Origin of the sequence: Massilia luteola (genome assembly GCF_034420155.1) — a bacterium.
Taxonomy (GTDB): Bacteria; Pseudomonadota; Gammaproteobacteria; order Burkholderiales; family Burkholderiaceae_D; genus Telluria; species Telluria luteola.
This window is the reverse complement of the sequence record NZ_JAXOFN010000001.1, coordinates 325,625-351,069: the sequence shown is the minus strand read 5'-3', so window position 1 is coordinate 351,069 and position 25,445 is coordinate 325,625. Positions and strand designations below refer to the sequence as shown.

Annotated in this window: 25 protein-coding genes and 1 pseudogene; 5 read left to right on the top strand and 21 right to left on the bottom strand. The window is 65.8% G+C overall.

Annotation, left to right across the window (positions count from 1 at the left end):
- Positions 1-44: 44 nt before the first annotated feature.
- From U9J41_RS01675 to U9J41_RS01615, 13 genes are all read right to left on the bottom strand, one after another.
- Positions 45-320, bottom strand: coding sequence for a glutaredoxin family protein (locus tag U9J41_RS01675; RefSeq protein WP_322399854.1), 276 nt, complete (start codon positions 318-320; stop codon positions 45-47).
- The gene (locus tag U9J41_RS01670; RefSeq protein WP_322399853.1) at positions 317-1,771 is read right to left on the bottom strand and encodes a DegQ family serine endoprotease; all 1,455 of its coding nucleotides are present in this window, start codon (positions 1,769-1,771) and stop codon (positions 317-319) included. Before U9J41_RS01670 ends, U9J41_RS01675 begins: the two co-directional genes overlap by 4 nt.
- A gap of 166 nt (positions 1,772-1,937) precedes the next feature.
- Entirely contained in the window at positions 1,938-2,243 is a 306-nt protein-coding gene (locus U9J41_RS01665; RefSeq protein ID WP_322399852.1) for a sigma-E factor negative regulatory protein, read from the bottom strand.
- Positions 2,244-2,355: 112 nt separating this feature from the next.
- Positions 2,356-2,958, bottom strand: a complete 603-nt coding sequence (rpoE, locus tag U9J41_RS01660) for an RNA polymerase sigma factor RpoE (protein ID WP_056436132.1) — start codon at positions 2,956-2,958, stop codon at positions 2,356-2,358.
- Between the two features lie 98 nt (positions 2,959-3,056).
- The gene (locus U9J41_RS01655; RefSeq protein WP_322399851.1) at positions 3,057-3,557 is read right to left on the bottom strand and encodes a hypothetical protein; all 501 of its coding nucleotides are present in this window, start codon (positions 3,555-3,557) and stop codon (positions 3,057-3,059) included.
- Between the two features lie 104 nt (positions 3,558-3,661).
- Positions 3,662-4,906: a beta-ketoacyl-ACP synthase II gene (gene fabF, locus U9J41_RS01650; protein WP_322399850.1), complete on the bottom strand. Its 1,245-nt coding sequence runs from the start codon at positions 4,904-4,906 to the stop codon at positions 3,662-3,664.
- Between the two features lie 25 nt (positions 4,907-4,931).
- The gene (gene acpP, locus U9J41_RS01645) at positions 4,932-5,171 is read right to left on the bottom strand and encodes an acyl carrier protein (protein ID WP_036168404.1); all 240 of its coding nucleotides are present in this window, start codon (positions 5,169-5,171) and stop codon (positions 4,932-4,934) included.
- A gap of 145 nt (positions 5,172-5,316) precedes the next feature.
- Positions 5,317-6,054 (bottom strand): 3-oxoacyl-ACP reductase FabG, encoded by a 738-nt coding sequence (gene fabG / locus U9J41_RS01640; protein ID WP_322399849.1) that lies wholly within the window; start codon positions 6,052-6,054, stop codon positions 5,317-5,319.
- Between the two features lie 36 nt (positions 6,055-6,090).
- Positions 6,091-7,026 (bottom strand): ACP S-malonyltransferase, encoded by a 936-nt coding sequence (gene fabD / locus U9J41_RS01635; protein WP_322399848.1) that lies wholly within the window; start codon positions 7,024-7,026, stop codon positions 6,091-6,093.
- A gap of 82 nt (positions 7,027-7,108) precedes the next feature.
- On the bottom strand, positions 7,109-8,089 hold the full coding sequence (locus U9J41_RS01630) for a beta-ketoacyl-ACP synthase III (protein ID WP_322399847.1): 981 nt from the start codon (positions 8,087-8,089) through the stop codon (positions 7,109-7,111).
- A gap of 2 nt (positions 8,090-8,091) precedes the next feature.
- Entirely contained in the window at positions 8,092-9,132 is a 1,041-nt protein-coding gene (plsX, locus tag U9J41_RS01625) for a phosphate acyltransferase PlsX (RefSeq protein WP_322399846.1), read from the bottom strand.
- A gap of 176 nt (positions 9,133-9,308) precedes the next feature.
- Positions 9,309-9,491, bottom strand: a complete 183-nt coding sequence (rpmF, locus tag U9J41_RS01620) for a 50S ribosomal protein L32 (RefSeq protein ID WP_005666806.1) — start codon at positions 9,489-9,491, stop codon at positions 9,309-9,311.
- Positions 9,492-9,821: 330 nt separating this feature from the next.
- Positions 9,822-10,319 (bottom strand): YceD family protein, encoded by a 498-nt coding sequence (locus U9J41_RS01615; protein ID WP_322399845.1) that lies wholly within the window; start codon positions 10,317-10,319, stop codon positions 9,822-9,824.
- A 106-nt stretch (positions 10,320-10,425) separates the two neighbouring features.
- On the opposite strand from U9J41_RS01615, the gene U9J41_RS01610 reads away from it, so the two are divergent.
- Both U9J41_RS01610 and U9J41_RS01605 read left to right on the top strand, forming a co-directional pair.
- Complete coding sequence (locus U9J41_RS01610) at positions 10,426-11,049, top strand: Maf-like protein (protein WP_322399844.1); 624 nt, start codon at positions 10,426-10,428, stop codon at positions 11,047-11,049.
- Positions 11,050-11,054: 5 nt separating this feature from the next.
- On the top strand, positions 11,055-11,804 hold the full coding sequence (locus tag U9J41_RS01605) for an SAM-dependent methyltransferase (RefSeq protein ID WP_322399843.1): 750 nt from the start codon (positions 11,055-11,057) through the stop codon (positions 11,802-11,804).
- A gap of 37 nt (positions 11,805-11,841) precedes the next feature.
- Here U9J41_RS01605 and U9J41_RS01600 read toward each other — a convergent pair whose 3' ends face one another.
- Positions 11,842-13,116 carry an EAL and HDOD domain-containing protein gene (locus U9J41_RS01600; RefSeq protein WP_322399842.1) on the bottom strand — a complete coding sequence of 425 codons (1,275 nt, stop codon included), beginning with the start codon at positions 13,114-13,116 and terminating at the stop codon, positions 11,842-11,844.
- Between the two features lie 539 nt (positions 13,117-13,655).
- A pseudogene (locus U9J41_RS01595) lies at positions 13,656-14,528 on the bottom strand (23S rRNA (adenine(2030)-N(6))-methyltransferase RlmJ); the annotation flags it as partial.
- On the opposite strand from U9J41_RS01595, the gene U9J41_RS01590 reads away from it, so the two are divergent.
- The gene (locus U9J41_RS01590; protein WP_322400151.1) at positions 14,451-14,675 is read left to right on the top strand and encodes a hypothetical protein; all 225 of its coding nucleotides are present in this window, start codon (positions 14,451-14,453) and stop codon (positions 14,673-14,675) included. The pseudogene U9J41_RS01595 and the gene U9J41_RS01590 sit on opposite strands and share 78 nt — an antisense overlap.
- Before the next feature lie 83 nt (positions 14,676-14,758).
- On the opposite strand, the gene aceA is transcribed toward U9J41_RS01590, so the two are convergent.
- Complete coding sequence (gene aceA, locus U9J41_RS01585) at positions 14,759-16,057, bottom strand: isocitrate lyase (protein ID WP_322399841.1); 1,299 nt, start codon at positions 16,055-16,057, stop codon at positions 14,759-14,761.
- A gap of 530 nt (positions 16,058-16,587) precedes the next feature.
- Between aceA and U9J41_RS01580 the strand changes: the two genes are divergently transcribed.
- Positions 16,588-17,166: a PEP-CTERM sorting domain-containing protein gene (locus tag U9J41_RS01580; protein ID WP_322399840.1), complete on the top strand. Its 579-nt coding sequence runs from the start codon at positions 16,588-16,590 to the stop codon at positions 17,164-17,166.
- 73 nt (positions 17,167-17,239) lie between these two features.
- Here U9J41_RS01580 and clpB read toward each other — a convergent pair whose 3' ends face one another.
- Positions 17,240-19,852, bottom strand: coding sequence for an ATP-dependent chaperone ClpB (clpB, locus tag U9J41_RS01575; RefSeq protein WP_322399839.1), 2,613 nt, complete (start codon positions 19,850-19,852; stop codon positions 17,240-17,242).
- A gap of 127 nt (positions 19,853-19,979) precedes the next feature.
- On the opposite strand from clpB, the gene U9J41_RS01570 reads away from it, so the two are divergent.
- Positions 19,980-21,314, top strand: a complete 1,335-nt coding sequence (locus U9J41_RS01570; protein ID WP_322399838.1) for a voltage-gated chloride channel family protein — start codon at positions 19,980-19,982, stop codon at positions 21,312-21,314.
- Between the two features lie 64 nt (positions 21,315-21,378).
- Here U9J41_RS01570 and yiaA read toward each other — a convergent pair whose 3' ends face one another.
- From yiaA to U9J41_RS01550, 4 genes are all read right to left on the bottom strand, one after another.
- Positions 21,379-21,804: an inner membrane protein YiaA gene (gene yiaA / locus U9J41_RS01565; protein WP_322399837.1), complete on the bottom strand. Its 426-nt coding sequence runs from the start codon at positions 21,802-21,804 to the stop codon at positions 21,379-21,381.
- An 83-nt stretch (positions 21,805-21,887) separates the two neighbouring features.
- A complete protein-coding gene (gene crcB / locus U9J41_RS01560; protein ID WP_322399836.1) occupies positions 21,888-22,271 on the bottom strand; it encodes a fluoride efflux transporter CrcB in 384 nt (127 codons plus the stop codon).
- Positions 22,256-22,723 (bottom strand): molybdopterin synthase catalytic subunit MoaE, encoded by a 468-nt coding sequence (gene moaE / locus U9J41_RS01555; protein ID WP_322399835.1) that lies wholly within the window; start codon positions 22,721-22,723, stop codon positions 22,256-22,258. Before moaE ends, crcB begins: the two co-directional genes overlap by 16 nt.
- Before the next feature lie 8 nt (positions 22,724-22,731).
- A complete protein-coding gene (locus U9J41_RS01550) occupies positions 22,732-25,392 on the bottom strand; it encodes a DUF349 domain-containing protein (protein ID WP_322399834.1) in 2,661 nt (886 codons plus the stop codon).
- Between the last annotated feature and the right edge of the window lie 53 nt (positions 25,393-25,445).

Sequence of the window (25,445 nt, the reverse complement as noted above, 5' to 3'; positions counted from 1 at the left end):
ATCCGGGGAACACGATAGGAATGTTATGGCTATTGCCATGAGTATCAGGCCGCGGCCACGGGTTGCAGGCCGAGATGGCGCCGCAGCGCCGCCTCGTCGAGGAAGTAGTGGCAGATCTCGGTGCCGGCCGGATCGCCCGCCAGCACGGGCACCAGCTCGTCGAAGCGGCTGGCCAGGGCCGGGTCGGCGTCGACGTCGACCACGTCCACCGTGTAGGCCTGCCCCTGGCGCGCCATGAAGGCCTGCAGCGCCGCCAGCATGTCGTCGCACAGGTGGCAGTACGACCGCGAATACAGCGTGAAGCGCGGTGCGCCGTTCATGGGCGCGGCCGAATGACGAGGTAGCGCGAGACATTGTCGCGCCGCACCAGCAGGGCCACCGGCTTCTTGGCGTCGAGCTTGGCGACGAGTCCGTTGAACTGGGCGGCGCCCGTGATCTCGACATTGTTCATCTGCTGGATCACGTCGCCCTGGCGGATGCCGGCCGACGCCGCGCGCCCTTCGGCGAATTCGACCAGCACACCCGCTTCCGTCTTGAGCTCGCGCTTCTGGACGGCCGACAGGTCCGAAACATGCAGGCCCAGTGCGTTCGGGGCCTGGTCCGGCGCCGGTTTCTTGGGCGTCGCGCGGGCCGTGGGCGATTTTTCTTCCTGCAATTCGACGATGGTCACCGGCAGGTCGAGCTGGCTGCCGCGGCGCCACACGGTGACGCTGGCACGGCTGCCGACGGCGCTGCCGCCGACGAGGCGCGGCAGGTCGGATGAACGGTCGATGTCCTTGCCGTTGAATTTCAGGATGATGTCGCCGACCTTGACGCCGGCCTTGTCCGCCGGGCCGCCCGGCTCGACCATCGCGACCTCGGCACCGCGCGCGCGGCCCAGGCCCAGCGATTCGGCCACGTCGGTCGTGACTTCGCTGATCTGCACGCCGAGGCGCCCGCGCGTGACCTTGCCCGTCTTGCGGATCTGGTCGGACACGCGCATGACCTCGTCGATCGGCACGGCGAACGAGATGCCGTTGTAGCCGCCGGACAGCGTCGCGATCTGCGAGTTGATGCCGATGACTTCGCCACGCATATTGATCAGCGGCCCGCCCGAGTTGCCGGGGTTGACGGCCACGTCGCTCTGGATCAACGGCAAATACTCTCCCGTATCGCGCGCCTTGGCCGAGATGATGCCCGCCGTCACCGTGTTCTCCAGGTTGAACGGCGAGCCGATGGCGATCACCCACTCGCCTACCCGGATCCGGCTGGAGTCGCCGATGCGCACGCTGGGCAGGTTGCGGCCGTCGACCTTGAGCAGCGCGACGTCGCTGCGCGCGTCCGAGCCGAGCACCTTGGCCTTGAATTCGCGCCGGTCGGTCAGGGTCACGACGACCTCGTCCGCGCCCTCCACGACGTGGGCATTGGTCAGCACGAACCCGTCGTCCGAAATGATGAAGCCGGAGCCGACGCCGCGCTGCACGCGCTCTTCCGGCGGCTGCTCCACGGGCCCGCCGCGGCGTCCGCGCGGCGTCATCTGGCCGCCGAAGAAGCGGCGCAGGAATTCCTGCATCTCCTCGTCGCCCCCGCCCTGGTCGAGACGGACGCGTTCGGTGGTGCGGATGTTGACGACGGCGGGGCCGACCTTGTCGACGAGGTCGGCAAAGTCGGGCAGGCCGGTGACGGCGGGGACGGCAACGGGCGCCGCCGCGTTGGCCGCCGGGGAGGACATTAGACTCGCGCCCGCAAATACGAGGGCGGACAGGAGCGCGCTTGCGGTTTTGCTTGTCATAGGATCGATAAGGTCTGGGCTTGAATGGATGGTATGGTAAGACAAAAGTGCCTTGTTGTCGCGTTGGCACGTCCGTGGCGGACGGGGGCGGACGGGGCGGCGCGCCGGCGGTCCGGCATGGGACGGCGCGGCCGGAACTTGGCCGCGCCGGGAATGCGCTTGCGGCTCAGGTGGGTCCGGCCACGGTCTGGTCGAACTGCGCCGCCGGACCGGCGGCGTCGCTGGCGGCGGCCGCGCGCTTGCCCGGCAGCGGTTCGGCCGCGAGGCGGGCCGCCAGCCGTTCCGCGAAGCCGGGCGCCAGGTCGGGCGCGGGCGCCGCGCGCAGCACGTCGCCGATCTGGTGAAAGAGCGCCCAGGCCTGCCGGCCGTCCGGACCGTCCAGGGCGGCGAGCGCCAGTTCCTGGTCGGGATCCGGGATCTCGCCGTCGCTCAGCGCCGAGATGAGTTCGCGGTTTTTCTTGTTCGTGTCCATCGTCGTTCCATCACGCCGGTATGTGATCCTTGGTCTCCAACATCGGGAACCTCGACCCGGCCGGCCGCCAGCCGCGTCCGGTCGTGCGAGATGCCTTCACGATCATCGCTACCTACCGACGCTTGTCCGCCGAGATATCGAGCAGGGGCCGCAATTTCTCGGCGATGACTTCGCGCGCCCGAAAAATCCGGCTCCGCACCGTACCGATTGGACACGCCATCACTTCGGAGATTTCCTCGTAGCTTAAACCTTCTATTTCGCGCAGGACAATCGCCGTCCGTAATTCCAGCGGCAGGGCTTCCATGGCCGCGTTCACGGTATAGGCGATCTGCTTGCTGGCCAACACCGATTCCGGTGTATTAATGTCTCGCAAGCTATCCGCGTCGTCAAATCCTTCCGCACGTTCGGCATCGGTTTCCGTCGAGGTCGGCGCCCGCCTGCCTTGCGTAACAAGAAAATTCTTTGCCGTATTGATTCCTATCCTGTACAACCACGTATAAAACGCGGAATCGCCGCGGAAATGGCGTAGCGCACGGAACGCCTTGATGAAGGTTTCCTGCACGACGTCTTCCGCCTCCGCCGGATCGTGCACGAGACGCGACACGAGCCGCATCAGGCGCCGCTGGTATTTCGCCACCAGCAGGTCGAACGCCCGGCGATCGCCCGCCTGGACGCGCTCAACCAGCAGTTGATCACATTCGCGCTCGGTCGTCACTGCAATGCCCCGTTGGCTGCGGCGGCGTCCCTGTTATACGGAAACGTGGACACCCCGCCGAGCGTTGCCGACACGCGCGACGGGACGACGTTTCTTTTTTAAGAGTTGGTCCGCTGCAATAAGTTCGTCGATTCTTCGCATCCTTCGTCCGCATCTCCGCGCCGGCCGACCACTGCCAGCGCGACGGCCAACGCGCGCCACGCGGCGGCGTCGACACTGTCGCGCCACACGGCCAGTACCCGCGGCCCCGTGCCCGGCGCGGCATACCGCAACAACATCAGCATCGGCCAGATGACCGAGCCCGGCAGCAGGACCGCATTGCCCCCCTGCGGGCCGCCCACGTCCTGTTGTACCGTCACGCGTAGGTCGCCGGTTCCAGAAATATCAATCCGGTGCATCTTTGGACGGCGGGCCGCGGCGCCCAGCACGGCCGCGCCGGCACCGGCCAGCGCGAGCGCCACGACTGGCGTTATGAGGAAACGTCCGGGCGCCAATAGCCCGACGGCCAGCGCCGATGCGCATTGCGCCACGCCGCAACCACCCCACACGAAACGCTGGATGCGTGACGGCCTGACGAGCGCGGAAACCGCGATCGACATGGGAATACTCGTTGGGTTAACGTGACCGCTCGGCCAGAAAAGACAAACGCCCATTCCTTGGACAGGAATGGGCGTCTGAAAGTTCGACTATCTTCGGATATCGATCAAATTTTCGCGAAGACCAGCGTACCGTTGGTACCGCCGAAACCGAAGGAGTTTTTCACCGCGTAATCGATCTTCATGTCGCGCGCCGTGTTGGCGCAGAAGTCCAGGTCGCACTCCGGGTCCTGGTTGAAGATGTTGATCGTCGGCGGCGACACCTGGTTGTGGATCGCGAGCACGGTGAACACCGACTCCAGGCCGCCCGCGCCACCCAGCAGGTGACCCGTCATCGACTTGGTGGAGTTGACGACCAGCTTGCCGGCATGGTCGCCGAAGGTACGCTTGATGCCCTTCACTTCCGCCACGTCGCCCACCGGGGTCGACGTGCCGTGCGCGTTCACGTAGTGCACCTGGTCCGGGTTGATGCCCGCGTACTGCATCGCGGCGACCATGCAGCGCGATGCGCCGCTGCCGTCCTCGAGGGGTGCCGTGATGTGGTTGGCGTCCGCGCTCATGCCGAAACCGACGACTTCCGCATAGATCCTGGCGCCGCGCGCCTTCGCGTGTTCGTACTCTTCGAGCACCATGACGCCGGCGCCCTCGCCCAGCACGAAGCCGTCGCGGTCGCGGTCCCACGGACGCGATGCCGTCGCCGGATCGTCATTGCGCGACGACAGTGCGCGCGCCGAGGCGAAACCGCCCAGGCCCAGCGGCGACACGGTCGATTCCGCGCCGCCCGCGATCATCACGTCGGCGTCGCCGTATTCGATCAGGCGCGCAGCCTGGCCGATGCAGTGCAGGCCGGTCGTGCAGGCGGTGACGATGGCCAGGTTCGGGCCGCGCAGGCCGAACTTGATCGACAGGTCGCCCGAGATCATGTTGATGATCGACGCCGGGACGAAGAACGGCGAGATGCGGCGCGGACCGCGATTGTCGTACTCGGCCTTGGTCTCTTCGATCATCGGCAGGCCGCCGATGCCGGAGCCCACGAGCACGCCGATGCGGTCGGCATTATCCTCGGTGACGACGAGGCCCGAATCCTGTATCGCCTGGATGCCGGCGGCCATGCCGAAATGGATGAACGTATCCATATGGCGGCCTTCCTTGCCCGGCAAGTAATCCTCGACGTTAAAATTCTTCACTTCGCCCGCGAAGCGGGTCGAAAATGGCGCTGCGTCAAACTTGGTGATGTTGGCAATGCCCGATTTGCCCGCCAGTGCTGCCTCCCACGCCTCGGCAATGGTGTTGCCGATCGGAGAGATGCAACCCAGGCCGGTAACGACGACACGGCGGTTGCGTGAACTCAAGCGCTTCTCCTGAAATCCTGAAAGCTTAGGCCTTGACGTGCGCCTGTGCGTACTCGATAGCCTGACGAACGGTCGTGATCTTCTCGGCCTGCTCGTCCGGGATTTCCATTTCGAATTCGTCTTCCAGGGCCATCACCAGTTCCACGGTGTCCAGCGAGTCAGCGCCGAGGTCGTCAACGAACGAGGAATCGATTTTGATGTCTGCTTCGGCAACGCCCAGTTGCTCAGCGACGATTTTTTTAACGCGTTGTTCGATATCCGACATGTTATGGCTCCATTAGGTATGTGTTGCGGAAAGTGCGCGCATTTTATCAGGGTTTGCGCGTTGAAAAACTATTTTCGGCGTCTGACGCTAAATCGACTGAAACTACCGCCAACTGCCGAGATTTCTTTGCAAAGCGTGCCGGCCATCAGCCCATGTACATGCCGCCGTTGACGTGCAGTTCGGTACCCGTGATGTAGGCGGCCTGCGGACCGGCCAGGAAGGCGACCGCATGCGCGATGTCTTCCGGCTGGCCCAGGCGGCCCAGCGGGATCTGCGTCAGCAGCGCCTCGTGCTGGCCTTCGCCCAGCCCTTTCGTCATGTCGGTGTCGATGAAGCCCGGCGCCACGCAGTTGACGGTGATGTTGCGGCTGCCGATCTCGCGCGCCAGCGCGCGGGTCATGCCGGCCACGCCCGCCTTCGCGGCCGCGTAATTCATCTGGCCCGGATTGCCGGACGCGCCCACGACGGAGGTGATGTTGATGATACGCCCCTGCTTCGCCTTCATCATCCCGCGCAGCACGGCGCGCGACAGGCGGCCGACGGCCGTGAGGTTGGTGGCGATCACGTTGTCCCACTCCTCGTCCTTCATGCGCATCGCCAGCTGGTCCTGGGTGATGCCGGCATTGTTGACGAGGATGCCGATGGCGCCCACGTTCTTGCTGACGTCGTCGATGACGGCGGCGCATTGCGCGGCGTCGGTGACGTTCAGCACGACGCCCTTGCCGCCGAATTCGGCGAGGTAGGCGCTGATGGCTTCGGCGCCGGCGCCGGTGGTGGCGGTGCCGACCACTTTCGCACCCTGGCGGGCCAGTTCGAGTGCGATGGCCTTACCGATGCCGCGCGAGGCGCCGGTGACGAGGGCGACTTGGTTTTGCAGATTCATTTGGTCCTCTTTTTTTCTAACGGGATTTTGCTGCGCTCAGCCTTTGACGGCGGCGAGCACACGCTCCAGCGCGGCCTGGTCGACCAGGGCTTCGCCCACCAGCACCGGGTCGATCCGCTTGGCCATGCCGATCAGGGTCTTGCTCGGCGCGCATTCGATGACTTGCGTCACGCCGTCGGCCGCCATCTTCTGCATCGTCTCGACCCAACGCACGGGACCGGCAGCCTGGCGCACCAGGGCGTCCTTGATCGCGGCCGGATCGTTCAGGATAGCCACGTCGACGTTGTTGATCAAGTCAATCTGCGGTGCGGCAAAATTCAGGTTCGCCATGTACTCGCGCAGGCGGTCCGACGCCGGCTTCAGCAGCGACGAGTGGAACGGCGCCGACACGGCCAGCTTCATGGCGCGCTTGGCGCCTTTCGCCTTGGCGATGTCGCAGGCGCGCTCGACGGCCGCGGTGTGGCCGGCGATCACGATCTGCGTCGGTTCATTGAAGTTGACGGCTTCCACGACGTCGCCCTGGGCCGCCTCGGCGCACACGGCGCGCACGTCGTCGGCCGCGAGGCCGAGGATCACGGCCATGCCGCCCTGCCCGACCGGCACGGCATCCTGCATGGACTGGGCGCGGAAACGCACCAGCGGCACGGCGTCTTTGAAGTCGATCACGCCGGCGGCGACGAGGGCCGAGTATTCACCCAGGCTGTGGCCGGCCACGACGGCCGGCCTGGGGCCGCCCGCGGCGATCCACGCGCGATACACGGCGACGGCGGCCGTCAGCATCACGGGCTGCGTGTTGGTGGTCAGGTCCAGGTCTTCCTTCGGGCCTTCGGCGATCAGCTTGCCGATGTCCTGGCCCAGCGCTTCCGATGCCTCGGCGACGGTCTGTGCGACGACCGGGTTGCCGGCGAAGCCGTTCAGCATGCCGACGGCTTGCGCGCCCTGGCCAGTGAAAAGAAATGCGAATTTGCTCATCAAGTTCTCCTTGATTGTTGTTCGTTGCCGGGCGCCGGCTCGGCCATGCGCCCGGTGGATTGTTCGGTCGGGCCTGGCCGCTTCACATGCGCGCCAGCACGGCACCCCATGTGAAGCCGCCGCCCACGCCTTCCATCATGACGTTGTGGCCGGGCTTGATACGGCCGTCGCGCACGGCCACGTCGAGCGCCAGCGGGATCGATGCGGCCGACGTGTTGCCGTGTTCGTTGACGGTGACGATCATCCTATCGGTCGGCAGGCCCAGCTTTTTCGCCGTGCCCGTCATGATGCGCAGGTTGGCCTGGTGCGGGATCAACCAGTCGACGCTGCTGGCCGGCATTTGCGCATGCGCCAGCGCTTCGTTGGCGACCTTTTCCAGCACGGTGACGGCCAGCTTGAAGACGGCCGGGCCGTCCATGTACAGGAATTTCTGGTTGGCGGCCAGGTTCGACGGGTTCGCGGGGCCGCACAGGATGCCGCCGTGGCTGCCGTCGGCATGCAGCTTGACGGCCAGCAGGCCCGGCTCGTCGGACGCCGCCAGCACGACGGCACCGGCGCCGTCGCCGAACAGCACGCAGGTGCTGCGGTCGTCGAAATCGAGGATGCGCGAGAACACTTCCGTGCCGATCACCAGCACGTTCTTCGCGTTGCCGGCCTTGATGAAGGCGTCGGCCGTCGCCATGGCGTAGACGAAGCCGCTGCACACGGCCCCCATGTCGAACGCCGCACTGTTGTTGCGCATGCCGAGCTTGTTCTGGACGATGCACGCCGTGCTGGGGAAGCTGCCGAAAAAGTCCGGGGTCGACGTGGCGACGATGATCAGGTCGACCTGTTCGGCTTCGAGGCCGGCCGCTTCGAGCGCCTTGCGTGCCGCATTCACGGCCAGGTCCGACGCGTTTTCCTCGGGCGCGGCATAGTGGCGCGCGGAGATGCCGCTGCGCGAGACGATCCACTCGTCCGAGGTCTCGATGCCCTTGACGGCCAGCTGGGCCGCCAGGTCGTCGTTCGTGACACGCTGCGCGGGCAGATAGCTGCCGGTGCCGATAATTTTGCTATAAGTCATTGCTAACCCTGCTGAATAGTTGAGCCTGGCGCTTCCGGATTGGGAGCTTGCGGCAACATTTCGGCGATCAAGGTCGAGAGTTGCGCCTGCACATTATATTTCGCCGCGTCAAAAGCGCGTCGCAATGCCCACTCGTAGGCGTAGGCGGTGGCGCCGCCATGGCTCTTGAATACCAGGCCTTTGAGACCCAGCAGGCCGGCACCGTTATAACTTTCGGGGTTCAGCTTCTTGAGCGATTTGCGCGCGAACAGGGCGCCCACCTTCGACATCGTCGTTTCGAGGAATACCGATTTGACGAAGCGCGACAGGCCTTCGATCGCCTTCAAGGTCACGTTGCCGACGAACCCGTCGCACACGACGACGTCCACGGTCCCCTTGAAGATGTCGTTGCCCTCCACGTTGCCGTGGAAATTCAGCACGCCGCGTTCGTGGTCGGCCCGCAGCAGGGGTGCGGTGGCCTTGACCACTTCGTTGCCCTTGATCTCTTCCGTACCGACATTGAGCAGGCCGATGCTCGGGCGGCGCTTTTCCATCGCCTCGAACAGCACGGCGCCCATGATGGCGAACTGGTGCAGGTGGTGGGGCTCGCAGTCGACGTTCGCGCCCAGGTCCAGCATGTACGTCGGGCCGCCCTTCTGGTTCGGCAGGATCGAGCAGATGGCCGGCCGATCCACGTCGGCCATGGTTTTCAGCACGTAGCGCGAGATGGCCATCAGCGCGCCGGTATTGCCGGCGGAGACGCAGACGGCGGCGCTGCCGTCCTTGACGAGCTCGATCGCCACGCGCATCGACGAATCTTTCTTGCGGCGCAGGGCGACTTCGATGGGGTCGTCCATGGCGACCACTTCGGACGCATGGCGGATGGTCAGGCGCGGGTTGTCGCCCGCGTGATGTTTCTTGAGTTCAGCACGGATCTGCTCTTCCTGGCCAACGAGGATCAGTTCGGCATCGGATTCGCGCTTGAGGAATGCGAGGGCTGCCGGGATGGTCACGGTGGGGCCGTGGTCGCCGCCCATGCAGTCGATGGAAATTTTGATTGTCATTTGTCGGGATGGACCGCGGGCTCAAGGTCGGCCGACGGCGGCGTGTTCTCGGCAGGATACACAACGGACCGAGTCAGCAGGATGGTAAATGACGGAGTTACCGCGAAAGAAAAAGCGGCGCCACGCATTCGACATACGTTGCACCGCTTTCATGGAACAAAACCGCAAGACGTCGATTACTCGTCGTTCTTGGTCTTGAGCACTTTACGGCCACGGTAGAAACCGTTCGGGCTGATGTGGTGACGCAGGTGCGTTTCGCCGGTGGTCGGCTCGACTGCCAGGTTCGGGGCGGTCAGGAAATCGTGCGAACGGTGCATGCCGCGCTTCGACGGGGACTTCTTATTCTGTTGAACTGCCATGATGACTCCTAAACATAAGTTCTAAAATTCTAACACATTCGACTTGCAAGTACATGCGCATCGAGTATCCCAGCGGCAATAACTTTGGGAACGCCATTGCCGACATGCTTAACGCTGCCTTACAACGATGACTCAATACTCGAGCTGCACGCGTTTGACACGTTTTGACGCTGCGAATGCTACCTGTACGTAGCACCCACCGCAATTCTTTTCGAAGATCGACAAACCTGCTGCGCGTTGCATATTTGAACCGCGATGCTCGCTGTACTCTCGTACAGCGGCGCTTCTCATCCAGATCTGCTGCCGCCCGCTACTGTTTTTCGACGTTCGTCATTCAGATTTGAGGCTCTTCAATGCCGCGAACGGCGATACCTTCTCGGACTTGATCGAGTCCAGCAGCTTGGTATCGGGGCACACCTCGTGTTTCGGTGCCTGCGGCAAGGCCAGCAGGGCTTCATCTTCCAGCAGGTCGCGGATGTCGCAGGCGTGGCTGCCGACGATCACGTCGATACTCTCGTCGTCGAGGATTTCCTCGATCTCGTCCGCTTCCGCGTCGTCCTTGCCCAGCACCAGCACGGTCGACGAATCGAGCGCGTAGCCGAACGGGGTCAGGCAACGCTGGCAGACCAGCTGCACGGTACCGGAGACGGACAGCGTCAACATCGGATACCCCTGCCGGGTCTGGCCGCCCTGGATGGACCAGGCGATTTGACCGGACCGGTCGGCGCATTCGGCCGCCAGGCGGGTCATTTCCGCCACCGGCGTGACGCCTTCACGATAGCCGTTGTTCCGACAAAATTCAAAAGCGTCGATGACAAAAGCGCTCATTTGGAAAAACATCCCCGGAAAACCTGCGATAATAACAGGCTTCGCCCCGCGCAGTCAAAGACTCCGTCGCAAAAGCGCTATCTTCCTGTTTCATTTACAAAAATCGATGCCAAGTTCCGCCCTTCCGCGCCTCATCCTGGCCTCCGGTTCCGCCTACCGGCGCGAGCTGCTGGGCCGCCTGCACCTGCCGTTCGACGCCGTCTCGCCCGACATCGACGAGACTCCGCGTCCCGGCGAAGCCCCGGAAGCGACGGCGCTGCGGCTGGCGCGCGACAAGGCGGCGGCCGTCGCCCGCACTCACCCGGGCGCCCTCGTGATCGGCTCGGACCAGGTCGCCACGCTGGACGGCGTCCAGATCGGCAAGCCCGGTGACCACGCGCGCGCCCTCGCCCAGCTTCGAATGATGCGCGGCCGCCGCGTCGTGTTCCATACGGCCCTGTGCCTGTGGGATGGACGCCTGCCCTTCGACGCCGCGGCGCAGGCCGCGCAACTGGATAACGTGCAGGTGTTCGTCACGTTCCGCGACCTGCCGGATGCCGAGCTGGACGCCTACCTGCGCATCGAGCAGCCATACGACTGCGCCGGCAGCGCCAAGAACGAGGGTCTCGGCATCGCCCTGCTCGAACGCATCGACAGCAGCGACCCGACCGCCCTCACGGGCCTGCCGCTGATCGCCCTGACGGGCATGCTGCGCCGTGCCGGCATGCCGTTTTTCATGACCCAACAATAAAGACTATGCCCGGTACGCTCTACCTGATCCCGAACACCCTCGGCCCGACCGAAGCGGCGCCGCACGCGCTGTCCCACATCCTGCCCGAACACGTGCAGGACATCGCCAGCAAGCTCGATTATTTCGTGGCCGAGAACGCCAAGACGGCGCGCGCCTTCCTGAAACTGGTCGCCATCGACCATCCGCTCGCACGCCCATTGCAGGACATCGAGATCGCCGAGCTGAACGTGAACACGCCCGCGCAGGCGCTGGCCGCGCTGCTGGCGCCGCTGCTCGACGGACGCGACGCGGGCCTCGTGTCGGAAGCGGGCGTGCCGGCCGTCGCCGATCCGGGCGCCGACCTCGTCCGACTGGCGCACCAGCACGGCGTCAACGTGCGCCCGCTCGTGGGCCCCTCGTCGCTGCTGCTGGCCGTCATGGCGAGCGGCCTGAACGGTCAAAGCTTCGCGTTCAACGGCTATCTGCCGACGGACGCCGCCCAGCGCACGAAACGCATCCAGCAACTGGAACAGCGCTCGCGCAGCGACAAGCAGACGCAATTGCTGATCGAGACGCCCTACCGCAACGGCGCGATGCTGGAAGCGCTCGTCGCCGGCTGCCAGCCGAGTACCCTCGTGTGCGTGGCGACCGACCTGTCGCTGGCGACGGAAACCGTGCGCACGCAGACGGCCGCCAAGTGGAAGGCCGAACTGGCCGCCGGCAAGGCGCCGGATTTCCACAAGAAGCCGACCGTCTTCCTGTTTCTCGCACAGTAAAATTGCTGGGTGGGCACGCTGTGCCCACGCGTGCCGCTCAGTGCACCTCGGCGCCGAGTTCGCGCACCCAGCCGAACGCGGCCAGTTCGATCTCGCGCACCTGCTTGACGGACAGCCCCAGCCGGCCCAGCGCCGCGCCCAGGTCGCGGCCCGGTTCCTTGTGCTCCAGCGATTCCGCCACGCTCAGCATGGCGGCGTAGTCGCCGTCGCGCTCGAGCAGGGCCACGCGGACGTCGCGCGAGATGTCGACCTTGTCGAGGATCTCGCGCATCGGCACGCCGAACAGCGCATCCATCAGCGACATGATGCCGACCGTGAACGCCGTGTTGGCGCCGGCGACGTCGCCCGGACGCAGGGTCAACGTCATCAGCTCGAGCAGGCGGCCGCGCGTCGTCGCCATCTGCAGCAGCGGCGAATTCAGTTCGACCTGACCTTCCGGGCCGCTGTACAGCAGGATCTGCACCCAGCGCTGCAACTGGCTGCGCCCGAGCTGGACGAGGGCTTGCGAGATCGATTCCACGCGCGGGGCGCCCGCGCCCGTCAGGTGGCCGTTGACGAGGCGCAGCAGATTCAGGCTGAGCAACGCGTCGCGCTTGACGGCGGCTTCGATGGCTTCGTTGTCGGCATCCGAGTGGATCAGGTCCGTCAGGCGCAGCAGCACGAGCTCGGACGGCGAGATCTTCTTGCCGGACAGGATCGCCGGCCGCGCGAAGTAATAGCCCTGGAAATATTCGAAGCCGAGCTCCAGGCACAGCTGGAATTCCTCGACCGTCTCGACCTTTTCCGCCAGCAGCTTCTGGTGCGGCCCGCGCAGTGCGTGCACGAGCCCGGCCAGCTCGTCGCGGCCCACGCCCTGCAAGTCGATCTTGATGACGTCGACGAGGTTCCTGAGCTTGCTTACCTGCTCGGAATGGCCTATAACATCGTCGAGAGCGAACTTGAAACCGAGCTCTTTCAACTCCCTGATGCGCGCCAGCAATTGCGTCGTGGGACGGACGGTTTCGAGGATTTCCAGGATGACCTGATCGGGAGGCAGGAAGCGGACGAAATCGCTCATCAACACCACCTCGTCGACATTGACGAAGGCGATCTGCTCGCCCACCACCTGCTTCATGCCCAGCTGCGACGCATGGGAAATCACGGCGGCGGTGGCGGCGGCATAATCGGTCAGCTGCGCGTCCTCATGCTCCGGGGCGGCGCGGAACAGCAACTCGAACGCCACCAGTTTCTGGTCGCGTCCGAGGATGGGCTGGCGCGCCAAAAAGAATTCGTCGGACGGCGTGGACGTGGCTGCCGTTGCTACCGCATGCATGTAAAAACTCCTGAAACGCACGGCGCGCACCATGCGCACCGGGCCCGGTCTGGCCGGAATACCGGTCCGACTATACTACAGACGGGAAGTCTTTACATTTCGACATCGTATCAAATCGTTTCAGACAAAGATGTGCCCGCCTGAAACGATTCATGCGAACGGGGTCAGGAACGGCCCGATCCGTTGCGTTTGGATGGACCGCGCGGTGCCGCGGGCGCCTCCGTACGCGGGCCGCGCGCCTGGGCCCGGCTGCCCGTACCGGCGGCGCCGCGTGGACCCGTCGCAGCGCGTTCGCCGCGCACCGTTTCCTCGTTGCCCGGACCACGCGGGCCCGCCGTCCTGGCGCTCGGACTACGTGCCGCGGTACCCTGCTCGCCTTCGCCTTCCGCGCGTGGACGCCCGCCGTCGCCGAACGCCTGGCCCGGCAGGCGCAGGCTACCGCCGCCGGACAGCGGACTCGCGCGGCGCGCATTGCCAACCGGCTGGCGGCCCGCACCGGCCATGCCGCCACGTGCCGCCACGGCGCCCGTGACCGGCGTGCCCTTCTCGATGCGGAACGTCGCGCCGGCATCCTGGCCCAGCACCTGCACGAGGTAGGGCAGCGTGTCGCGCAGGGTCGCTTCCAGCGTGTACGGCGGATTCAGGATGAACATGCCGCTGCTGTGCAGGCCGTTGCCGTCGGCGCGCGGGCCGGCGACGCTCAAGGTCACATGCAGCCATTCCTTGGCCGGCAGGCGCTTCAGGCGGTCGGGGAACTGGCGCGATTCCATGCGCTGCAGCACCGGATACCAGACGGCGTACGTGCCCGCCGGGAAGCGCTTGATCGCTTCGTCGAGCGCGTCGCGCACGTGCTTGTAGTCGAGCTTGACTTCGTACGGCGGATCGACGAGCACCAGCGCCCGGCGCGACGGCGGCGGCAGCAGCGCCTTGAGGCCGTGGAAGCCATCCGCGTGGTCGACGAGGATGCGGCGCCCGCGCGCGCGCGCGCCCTGCTCCGCATGATGCGCTTCGAGCTTGCGGACGTTGTCCGCCAGCACCCGGATGTCGGCCGGATGCAGTTCGAACAGGCGCAGGCGATCCTCGAGCCGCGTCTCGGCATCCGCGACCCACGGCGAGCCGGGATACCAGCGCAGCTTGCCGCTCGGGTTCAGCTTGCGCACGACGTCCACGTACTCGGCCAGCGCCGGCGGCAAGTCGTCGCGCCCCCACAGGCGCGCGATGCCATCGACGTATTCGCCGCTCTTGACCGCCTGCGCACTGTCGAGCGCGTACACGCCGGCACCGGCATGGGTGTCGATATACGTGTAGGCCGTGTCTTTCTGGTTCATGTATTTGTGCAACTGAACCTGAATAAAATGCTTCAGGACATCGGCGTGATTACCCGCGTGAAAGGCGTGGCGGTAGCTGAACATAGAGATTCCAATCTGATTGATGCGGTGCCCGCGGTGCGATCGCGAATGCGGGCCAACCGTCATTATCCACCAGATAGGGCCGCCGCCCAACAGCGTCCCGGCGCGGAGCCACATTCGGCTCAGCAATTGCCCAAAAACGGGCTCTGACCCCATAAAAAAAGCCGCAGCGGCTTGTGGCCACTGCGGCTGACCATCCGAGGATGGGTGGAGGAAAACGTGATCGGCGGGCGTCAGGCGACTTTCTTTTCGTCGAAGAACTGTTCGTCCTCCGTCGAGCCGTGCAGCGCCGTCGTCGAGCTCTGGTGCTGCTGGATGGTCTGGGTGACGGCGTCGAAATAGCCGGTGCCCACTTCGCGCTGGTGCTTGACGGCCGTGAAGCCCTTGTCGGCGGCGGAGAATTCCGCTTCCTGCAGCTCGACGAAGGCCGACATGCCGCGGCGCGCATAGCCGTGGGCGAGGTTGAACATGCTGTAGTTCAGCGCATGGAAGCCGGCCAGCGTGATGAACTGGAATTTGTAGCCCATCGCGCCCAGCTCTTTCTGGAACTTGGCGATCGTGGCGTCGTCCAGGTTCTTCTTCCAGTTGAACGACGGCGAGCAGTTATATGCGAGCATCTTGCCCGGGAATTTCGCATGGATGGCGTCGGCGAAGCGCTTGGCGAATTCCAGGTCGGGCTTGCCCGTCTCGCACCACACGAGGTCGGCAAACGGCGCATACGCGAGGCCGCGCGCGATCGCCTGGTCGACACCCGGCTTGACGCGGAAGAAGCCTTCGACGGTGCGCTCGCCCGTGCAGAACGGCTTGTCGTTCGCGTCGACGTCGGCCGTCAGCAGGTCGGCCGCTTCCGCATCCGTGCGGGCGACGAGGATCGTCGGCGTGCCCATCACGTCGGCCGCGAGGCGGGCCGCCGTCAGCTTTTCCACGGCTTCGCGCGTCGGCACCAGCACCTTGCCGCCCATATGGCCGCATTTCTTGACGGCGGCCAGCTGGTCTTCGAAGTGCACGCCGGCGGCGCCCGCTTCGATCATGGACTTCATCAGTTCGAAGGCGTTCAGCACGCCGCCGAAGCCGGCCTCGGCATCGGCCACGATCGGGGCGAAATAATCGACGTCGTCCTTGCCTTCAGACCATTGGATCTGGTCGGCGCGCTGGAACGTGTTGTTGATCCGCTTGACGACCATCGGCACCGAGTTGGCCGGGTACAGCGACTGGTCCGGATACATCTCGCCGGCCAGGTTGGCGTCGCCGGCGACCTGCCAGCCCGACAGGTAGATGGCTTTCAGGCCGGCCTTGACCTGCTGCATGGCCTGGTTGCCCGTCAGCGCGCCCAGGGCGTTCACATACGGTTCGTTGTTGACCAGGTCCCACAGCTTCTCGGCGCCGCGCCGCGCGAGCGTATGGTCGATCTGGACGGAGCCCCTCAGCCGTACGACATCTTCCGCGGTGTAATTGCGGACGACACCTTTCCAGCGGGGGTTAGCCTCCCAATCCTGTTGCAGGGCGGCGATTTGCTGTTCACGAGTTGCCATGGCGTTCTCCTGATTGAAAAAGCTGGGTTGGACAGTGATTCCGTTAGCAATATGATAGCGCCGGTTGTGCGCAGCACCAATACTCTTATATAAGACATATGACGATTTTTATTTTCTTTAAAATCATATGCTTACAATCTTGTTTTCATGATACGAAAGCATATTTCTCAGAATGGAAACCGTCGGGTGTCGCGCTCTTCTGCGCTTTTCACATCTGCGAACTGATTTTCATGATGTGGGATGTCGAGTGATATTTCCGTAAGGCACGCCCTCTATGCTGCCGCAACTGCCGCAGCTTTCCTTGATCAGGCAACGCGGTAATGCTGAAGAGAATCATTAATGACGACATGCATCAAACGACCATGCATTTGCCCGGCTCAGCCGTTGTTACCGGTGATGGGTTAGGCGGCTAACAGAGCCATCTCGCACCACCTTCTACCCTTGCGGCACGGATCTCATCCGTATGTACCCGGCGGTCTCGCAGGACGCGAGCCGTCGGGTCCTGAATAGTTCGTGGAGAAGGAGAACACATGAAATCGCTTATCCGCAGTACCCTGCTGGGCGCGCTGCTGGGCGCCGGCGCGCTCGCGTCGGCCCAGGCCGGCACGCTGGAATACCAGGGCGTCGACTTCACGTCGTCCTGGTCTGGCAACGTGCTGACCCTGGCCATCGACGCGTCGAACCCGACCGGCAGCTGGGCCGGCGCCACCGCCCTCGGGGCGCTGCAGCTGAAAGACCTCGGCAGCTTCGACAGTGTGTCGCTCACTGCGGCGCCGCAGGGTGCGACGCACTGGACCCTGTCGAGCAATGAATTGAACGCGAACGGTTGCACCGGCGGCGGCCACAGCGGCACCGGGCTGTGCTTCTCCGGCGCGCACGTCGCGCTGGCGGACGACATGGTGTTCCAGTTCACCTTTTCTGGCGGCAATCCCAACCCCATCGCGCCCGAGCTCAAGGTGGCGATGTTCGGCCTGGACGGTAAGCACAAGGTCGGCAGCCTGATGGGCGAGCAGCTCCCGGTCGCGGCCGTGCCCGAACCGCAGACCTATGCGATGCTGCTCGGCGGCCTCGGCCTGATGGGCCTGATGGCGCGGCGCCGCCAGCGCTGACGCGCGGCAGGCGCATAAAAAAACGCCCTGCCGGCGCGCTTGCCGACAGGGCGTTTCCACATCCGGACAGCGATTACTTCGCCAGCTCGACAGCCGGCTCCTCGCCGAACACCAGCTGGCCGCCACGCACGCCGATCCGGATCGTATCCTTGGGTCCGAAGCGGCCGGCCAGGATATCCTTCGACAGCGGATTCTCGATCTGCTGCTGGATCGCGCGCTTGAGCGGCCGCGCGCCATACACCGGATCGAAGCCCGCTTCCGCGATCTTCTGCAGGGCCTCTTCGCTGATGTCGAGCGCCATCTCCATCTTGCCGAGGCGCTGCTCCAGGCCCTTCAGCTGGATCTTCGCGATCGCGCCGATGTTCTTTTCGTCGAGCGCGTGGAACACGACGATCTCGTCGATGCGGTTGATGAACTCGGGGCGGAAGTGTCCGCGCACCTCGGCCATCACGGCCATCTTGACGACGGCCGGCTCGTCGCTGTCCATCGACTGGATCTTGTGCGAACCCAGGTTCGACGTCATCACGATCACGGTGTTCTTGAAGTCCACCGTGCGGCCCTGGCCATCCGTCATGCGGCCGTCGTCGAGCACCTGCAGCAGGACGTTGAACACGTCCGGATGCGCCTTCTCGATCTCGTCCAGCAGGATCACGCTGTACGGCTTGCGGCGCACGGCTTCCGTCAGGTAGCCGCCTTCCTCGTAGCCGACATAACCCGGCGGCGCGCCGATCAGGCGGGCCACGGAATGCTTCTCCATGAACTCGCTCATGTCGATGCGGATCAGCGCGTCCTCGGTATCGAACAGGAAGTTCGCCAGCGCCTTGCACAGCTCGGTCTTGCCGACGCCCGTCGGGCCCAGGAACATGAACGAGCCGTACGGCCGGTTCGGATCCGCGAGCCCCGCGCGCGAGCGGCGGATCGCATCGGACACGGCCTCGATCGCCTCGTCCTGGCCCACGACGCGCTCATGCAGCTTCTCCTCGATGTGCAGCAGCTTGTCGCGTTCGCCCTGCATCATGCGGGCGACGGGGATGCCGGTCGCGCGCGATACGACTTCCGCGATTTCCTCGGCCCCCACCTGGGTGCGCAGCAGGCGCGGCTTGCCGTTCGCGTCGTCCGGCTGCTCGCCGGCGGCCTCGGCGTCCTTCAACTGCTTGTCCAGCTCGGGCAGGCGGCCGTACTGCAGTTCCGACACCTTCTGCCAGTTGCTCTGGCGCTTCGCTTCGTCCATCTGCAGGCGGATGCGCTCGATCTCTTCCTTGATGTGCGTCGTGCCCTGCACGGCCGCCTTCTCGGACTTGAGGATTTCCTCGTAGTCGGCGTACTCGCGCTCCAGGCGGGCGATCTCGTCGTTGATCAGTTCGAGGCGGCGCTGCGAGGCCTCGTCGGTTTCCTTCTTGACGGCTTCGCGCTCGATCTTCAGCTGGATCAGGCGGCGGTCGAGCTTGTCCATGACTTCCGGCTTGGAGTCGATCTCGATCTTGATCTTCGACGCGGCCTCGTCGATCAGGTCGATGGCCTTGTCCGGCAGGAAGCGGTCCGTGATGTACCGGTGCGACAGCTCGGCCGCGGCGATGATCGCCGGGTCCGTGATCTCGACCTTGTGGTGCAGCTCGTACTTTTCCTGCAGGCCGCGCAGGATGGCGATCGTCGCCTCCACGCTCGGCTCGTCGACCATGATCTTCTGGAAGCGGCGCTCCAGCGCGGCATCCTTCTCGACGTATTTGCGGTACTCGTCCAGCGTGGTCGCACCGATGCAATGCAGCTCGCCGCGCGCCAGCGCCGGCTTCAGCATATTGCCCGCGTCCATCGCGCCTTCGGCCTTGCCGGCCCCGACCATCGTGTGGATCTCGTCGATGAAGACGATCGTCATGCCCTCGTCGTGCGAGAGTTCCTTGAGCACGGCTTTAAGGCGTTCCTCGAACTCGCCGCGGAACTTGGCGCCGGCCAGCAGCGCGGCCATGTCGAGCGACAGCACGCGCTTGCCCTTGAGCGAATCCGGCACCTCGCCGTTGACGATGCGCTGCGCGAGGCCTTCCACGATCGCGGTCTTGCCGACGCCCGGCTCGCCGATCAGCACCGGATTGTTCTTGGTGCGGCGCTGCAAGACCTGGATGGCGCGGCGGATCTCGTCGTCGCGGCCGATCACCGGGTCGAGCTTGCCGTTGCGGGCACGTTCGGTGAGGTCGAGCGTATATTTCTTGAGGGCTTCGCGTTGCCCTTCCGCATCCTGCGAATTCACGGATTCGCCGCCGCGCACGGCGGAGATCGCGGACTCCAGCGCCTTGCGGGCGAGACCGTTCTCACGCGCGAGGCGCCCGGCGTCGGACTTGTCTTCCGTAAAGGCCAGCAAGACCATCTCGCTCGACAGGAACTGGTCGCCGCGGCGCTGCGATTCGCGATCGGCCAGGTTCAGCAGGGAGACGAGCTCGCGGCCGACCTGCACGTCGCCGCCCGTGCCGGACACTTTCGGCAGGCGGTCGAACGCCGAGCGCAGCGCCGTCTGCAGGCTGCCGACGTTGACGCCGGCCCGCTGCAGCAGCGAGCGCGCGCCGCCGTCGCTCTGGCTCAGCAGGGCGGACAGCAGGTGGACGGGTTCGATGTATTGGTTGTCGTTGCCGACCGCCAGGCTCTGCGCATCGGACAGCGCTTCCTGGAGCTTGGTCGTCAATTTGTCTTGTCGCATATGCAGTACCCCTGGTTGTTTGGGTTGGATTTCGGATTGACACCCAGTTAGGGATGGCATAGCGACTTTTCAAGATGTGAACACGCGGCCGCGGAGCGTTTAATGTTGCTGCGATAAAATGTTCGGCATGGCCCCCTCCTTTTTATCCAGACATATCGACGAACCGCTGCGCCTGCTGCCATACATGGCGAAGTGGCTGCTGCTCGCCGTTGCCGTCGGGCTGCTGTCCGGCTCCGCGTCCGCCTTCTTCCTGTTCGCGCTCGACTGGGCGACCGGCACCCGCATCGCCCACCGCTGGCTGATCGCCCTGCTGCCGCTGGCCGGCTTCGGCGTCGCCTGGCTCTACCTGCGGTTCGGCAGCGCCGTCGAGGCCGGCAACAACCTGCTGATCGACGCAATCCACGATCCCAAGAAAGTGATTCCGCTGCGCATGGCCCCGCTCGTGCTGGGCGGCACCGTCGTCTCGCATTTGTTCGGCGCCTCGGTCGGGCGCGAGGGCACGGCCGTGCAGATGGGCGGCGCGCTGGCCGACCAGCTCACGCATGTGTTCAGGCTGCAGCACGAGGACCGGCGCATCGTCCTGATGGCCGGCATCAGCGCCGGCTTCGCCTCCGTGTTCGGCACGCCGCTGGCGGGCGCCATCTTCGGCCTGGAAGTGCTGGCCATCGGCCGGCTGCGCTACGACGCCCTGCTCGCCTGCCTCGTGGCCGCAGTCGCCGGCGACCAGGTCTGCCTGCTGTGGAGCCACCTGCTGGGCATCCACCACACGCATTATGCGATCGCCTTCGTCCCGGCGCTGGCGGCCTGGCCGCTGGCGGCCGTCGCCATCGCCGGCGCGCTGTTCGGACTCGCGGGCAAGCTGTTTGCGGATTGCACGCATGCATTGTCGGGCTGGATGAAGCGCCGCATACCGTACGGCCCGCTGCGCGCGCTGCTGGGCGGCATCGTCGTCGCGGCCTGTGCGTTGGCGCTGGGCGCCGACCGCTACATCGGCCTCGGCATCCCGACCATCCAGGCCGCGTTCACGCAACCGCTGGCGCCCTGGGATTTCGCGGGCAAGATGGCCTTCACGATCGCATCGCTGGGCAGCGGCTTCAAGGGCGGCGAAGTGACGCCGCTGTTCTACATCGGCGCCACGCTCGGCAATGCGCTGGCGCCGCTGCTGCACCTGCCCGTCGCGCTGCTGGCCGGCGTCGGTTTCGTGGCCGTGTTTGCCGGCGCGGCCAACACGCCGATCGCGTCGACGCTGATGGCGATCGAGCTGTTCGGGGCGGACGTGGGCGTGTATGCGGCAGTCGGATGCGTGCTGGCCTATCTGTTTTCCGGCCACACGGGCATTTACCGGGCCCAGCGCATCGGCCAGGCCAAGCATCGGTGGCGGGCGGCGCCGCCGCCGGCGGACACGCGCCTCGCCGACCTCGCCGACCTCGCCGCGCACCGCCAGCCGCCGGGCACGCCCTGAACACGCGTCAGGCGTGACCCGGCCGGCGTGACCCGGTCAACGTGACCCGGTCAGCGTGACCCGGTCATGCCTGCTGCGCGACGGGTGCCTCGCCCGCCGCGGCGAGATCGCGCACGTTCTTTTGCACGGCGACGATGGCAAACAGGGTCAGCACGAACGACATCGCATAAAAACCCTTCTCGCTCGGCATCAGCGTCGCATTCCACAGGCCGACCGTCAGCAACCCCACGGCCGCGATCAGCGAGATCCAGCACAGCCCGACGTACATGCCCGTCACCGGCAACTGCTCGGCGCGGTCGCGCAAGGTCTTTTGCAGCGACACGGCGGCAAAGCAGCCGTACAGCAGGATGGTCAGGTAATACCCCTTTTCGTTGAGCTGCATCTGCGCATTCCACAGACCGGCAAGATAAGCGAGGATGCCGACGATCATGGCGCACCAGGATGCGCCGACGAAGGCGGGGCTCGGACGTGCGGACGGATGCGGGTTCATGGCGTTCTCCTTTTTTAATGAAAATGGAACTTTGCCAGATTGCAACGCCAGCACATTGCGCGCAAGCGAACACGCACGAGGTATTACGCGATGGCACGCCAGGTAGCATATCCCGCGATGCAGAACCCGATCGAGCCCAGCAGGTGCAATGCCGAATGCGCCAATGCCCAGCTGTAATGGCCCCGTTGCAGCAACACCATCGCTTCACCGGAGAAACTGGAAAACGTCGTCAGGCCGCCGAGGAAGCCCGTGATGACGAACAGGCGCCAGGCCGGGGACAATGCCGGCACCGTATCGAAGAACCCGAGCGCCAGCCCGATCAGGTAGCCGCCGACGAGGTTGGCGACGAGCGTCCCCAGCTGGATGTGGGCATGCAGTTGCCCGAGCAGGATAGTGAGGCCCCAGCGCAGCCAGGCCCCGAGGGCCGCCCCGACGGCGACCGCGATCCAGCTCAGCGGCTGGCCCACTTGGCCCGGGCCGTGTCGTCCGTCACGCGCGCATCGACCCAGCGCGCACCGTTCGGCGTCTGCTCTTTCTTCCAGAATGGCGCGTCGGTCTTGAGGTAATCCATGATGAATTCGCAGGCTGCGAACGCTTCACCCCGGTGCGCGGCCGTGCAGGCGACGAGGACGATCTGGTCCAGCGGCCGCATCGGGCCGACGCGGTGGACGACGACGACGCCGTACAGCGGCCAGCGGCCGCGCGCCTGCTCGACGATATCCTGCAGGGCCCGCTCCGTCATGCCCGGATAATGCTCCAGCTCCAGCTCGGCCACGCTGTCGCCGTCATTCATGTCGCGCACCGTGCCGACGAAGCTGACGACGGCCCCCACGCGCGCATCGCCCGCGCGCAGGCGCGCGAGTTCGGTGCTCACGTCGAAGTCGGCGCTCTCGACGCGGATGTCCGTGCTGTCCTTCATGTCTCCGTTCACTTGCCCTCCCTGGCCAGGCGCAGCGCGAGCTGCTCGATGCGCGACGCCGTGCGTGCGTCGACGAGGGCCGGCAGCGCGTACAAGTCGCGCAGGCGGGTCCCCGCGCCGCCCTGGGCGCCGCGGCCCGCGCCGTGTCCGGCCTTGAGCGAGGATTGCAGCACCTCGACCTGCAGCTTCAGGCGCTCGCGCGCGAATTCCGGACCGCTGTCGATGCCGGCCCCGATCTCCAGGCGCAGCAGATCGTGCGACAGCCTGGCGCGGTTGTCTTCCAGCTCGCGCGCATAGGCGGCCCTGGCGTCGGGACTGCCGAGCAGCGCGGCCAGGGCCGCGTCGAAACGGGTCCGGAGCACGCGTTCCATCTCGGCGTCGAGCGCCGGCAAGGCGGTCCAGCGCGCCTCCCAGTCGGCATCGAATGCGGCGGCCGACGCGACGGCGTTCTCGACCTCCTGCACCAGGCGCAGCTTGTCGCGCAACATCCCGGCCTGGGCGACGCCGGCGGCGCGGCGGGCCTGCTCGACATGCTGCTGAACCTGCGCCACGGCCGCGTGATAGCGTTTTTCGACGCGGGCCTCGTGGGCGCGCGGCACCGGGCCGATCGCCTGCCACTCGGCCTGCGCCTCGCGCAGCAGCTTCGCGGCCGCGGCCGGGGTGACGTCGGCGGCGGTCGCTTCCAGCCGCGCGCTGATCGCTTCCTTGGCGGCCTCGTGGGCGCGACGCTCGATGTCCGCCTCGTGCATCGTTTCCTTGCGGCGCTGGAACACATCGTCGCACACGGCGCGGAAACGCTGCCACAGCGCCTGCTCGCTCTTGCGCTCGAGCGGCAGCGCGCGCGCATGCTCCTGCCAGCGCTGCTGCAGGGCGCGCATCGCGTCGATCGCGTGGCGGTCGTGCGGATCGATGGCGGCCGCCTCCTCGATGATGGCTTCGCGCTCGGCCATTTCGGCCTTGCGCTGCTCTTCGAGCGGTCCCTGCAGCACGTTCAGCGCATCCGTGAACAGGCCGTCGAGGCGTTTCTTTTCCTTCCGGTCGATGGCGCCCAGGTGGCTCCACGCGAGGCGCAGCCGCTGCACGGTGCCGGCCACGTGCTTCCATTCGGCGCTGCCGTCGCGCAGGCGCGCGATCTCGGCCTGCGCTTCGTCGACGAGCGCCTGGCCGCGCGCCGCATTCGCATGACGCTCGTCGGCCAGGTGGCGGAAGTGGGCCGCGGCCGGCGCATAGGTGGCCGTGCAGGCGGCATCGAAACGCTCCCACAAGGTCTTGGGCGCGGCGCCGGACAGGCTGTCGAGCGCCTTCCAGCGGTCGCGCATGCTGCCGACCTTCTTGGCCAGCTCGCTCATCGCCAGGTTTTGCGTGGACAGGGATTCGACCGTCTTGATGAGTTCTTCGCGCGACACGTTACCGCCCCAGCGCGCCCAATCGGACAGGCGCTTGAGCTCGGCACGCAGATGGGCCAGGCGGTCGGACTGGGCCTGGCTCAGGCGCATGCCCTTTTCGCGCGCCTCCTTCAACGTCTTGTCGTGGTCGGCGGCGACGCCCAGCGAACCCTGCTGCAAGGCCGCTTCCATCGCATCCATCGTATCGATGAAATGCTGGTCGGCGCCGCGCGGCTTGTTGTCCTTGTTGTCCTTGTCCTTGTTTTCCTTGTTGCCTTCCTTGCCGGCCGCCTTGCCGCCGCCGTGGCCACCTTCCGGTGCCGGCGCGCGCGCCTCCTTCGGCTTGCGCGACTCGGGTTGCGGCAGCGTGGCCAGCAGGGCGTCGAAGCGGCGCTGCAGCTCGGCGGCCTCGTCGCCCTGGGGCGGCGGCGGGAGGGCCTTCCAGTCGCGCCGCAACGCCTCCGCGTTCAGTTCGGCGACCGGCCTGGCTTGCTGGGCGTCGAGGAATGCGCCGCGTGCCGCCAGCGCGGCCTGCCCCGCTTCCTGCACCTGCAAGCCGGCCCGCAGCTTCTGCATCTCGGCCGTGAATTCGGCCACGAGCGCACGCGGCAGCGACGGATACTCGGGCGATCCCACGGCGGCGTCCTGTTCCTGCGCCAGCGCATCGAGGCGCTGGGCCAGTTCGGCGGCGGACAACCCGGCCGTGCCCAGCTGGCGCAACGCGGCCACGCGGTCGATCATGGCGCGCTGCAGGGCCACCTGCGCTTCCAGGCGCTGGGCCAGCGCGGCACGCGCGGTCTGGAACGCGGCATCGAGCTCGGGCGCGGAGATCACGGACCATTTGCGGTCCAGATCGGCCACGTGGTTCGGGGTCAGCAAGGTATCCCTGAGGAGCGATTCGGCGTGCTCGACGGCGCCCTCGGCGCGCCGGTGCTCGGCCTCGCGGTGCCGGTGCGCGTCGAGGCGCGACTGCATCAGCTTGGCGACGCGGCGATCGGTATTGCGCATCGCGGTATGGACACGCTCGAGCTGCGCCGGGCTATGGACGAACTCGGCGGCGGACAGCCGCAGTTCGGAAAATTCGCATTGGAGGATGAATTCCACCGCGGCGGCTTCGTCATCCCCGACGCGGCTCAGCTTTTCAGCCTGGACCGTACGTTGATGATTGGACGCCTGCGTGGAGGCGGGCGCGGACGATTCCGCTGGCGCCCCCGCTTGTGCTCCCTGCCCGGCCGGCTTGTCGCCGGGCTTGTCGCCCGGGCGCTTGAATAGGAACTCGAACATGATGAAATCGCACTTCCAAAATCGCCATCATAGCAAAGAACCCTGATGGCCCC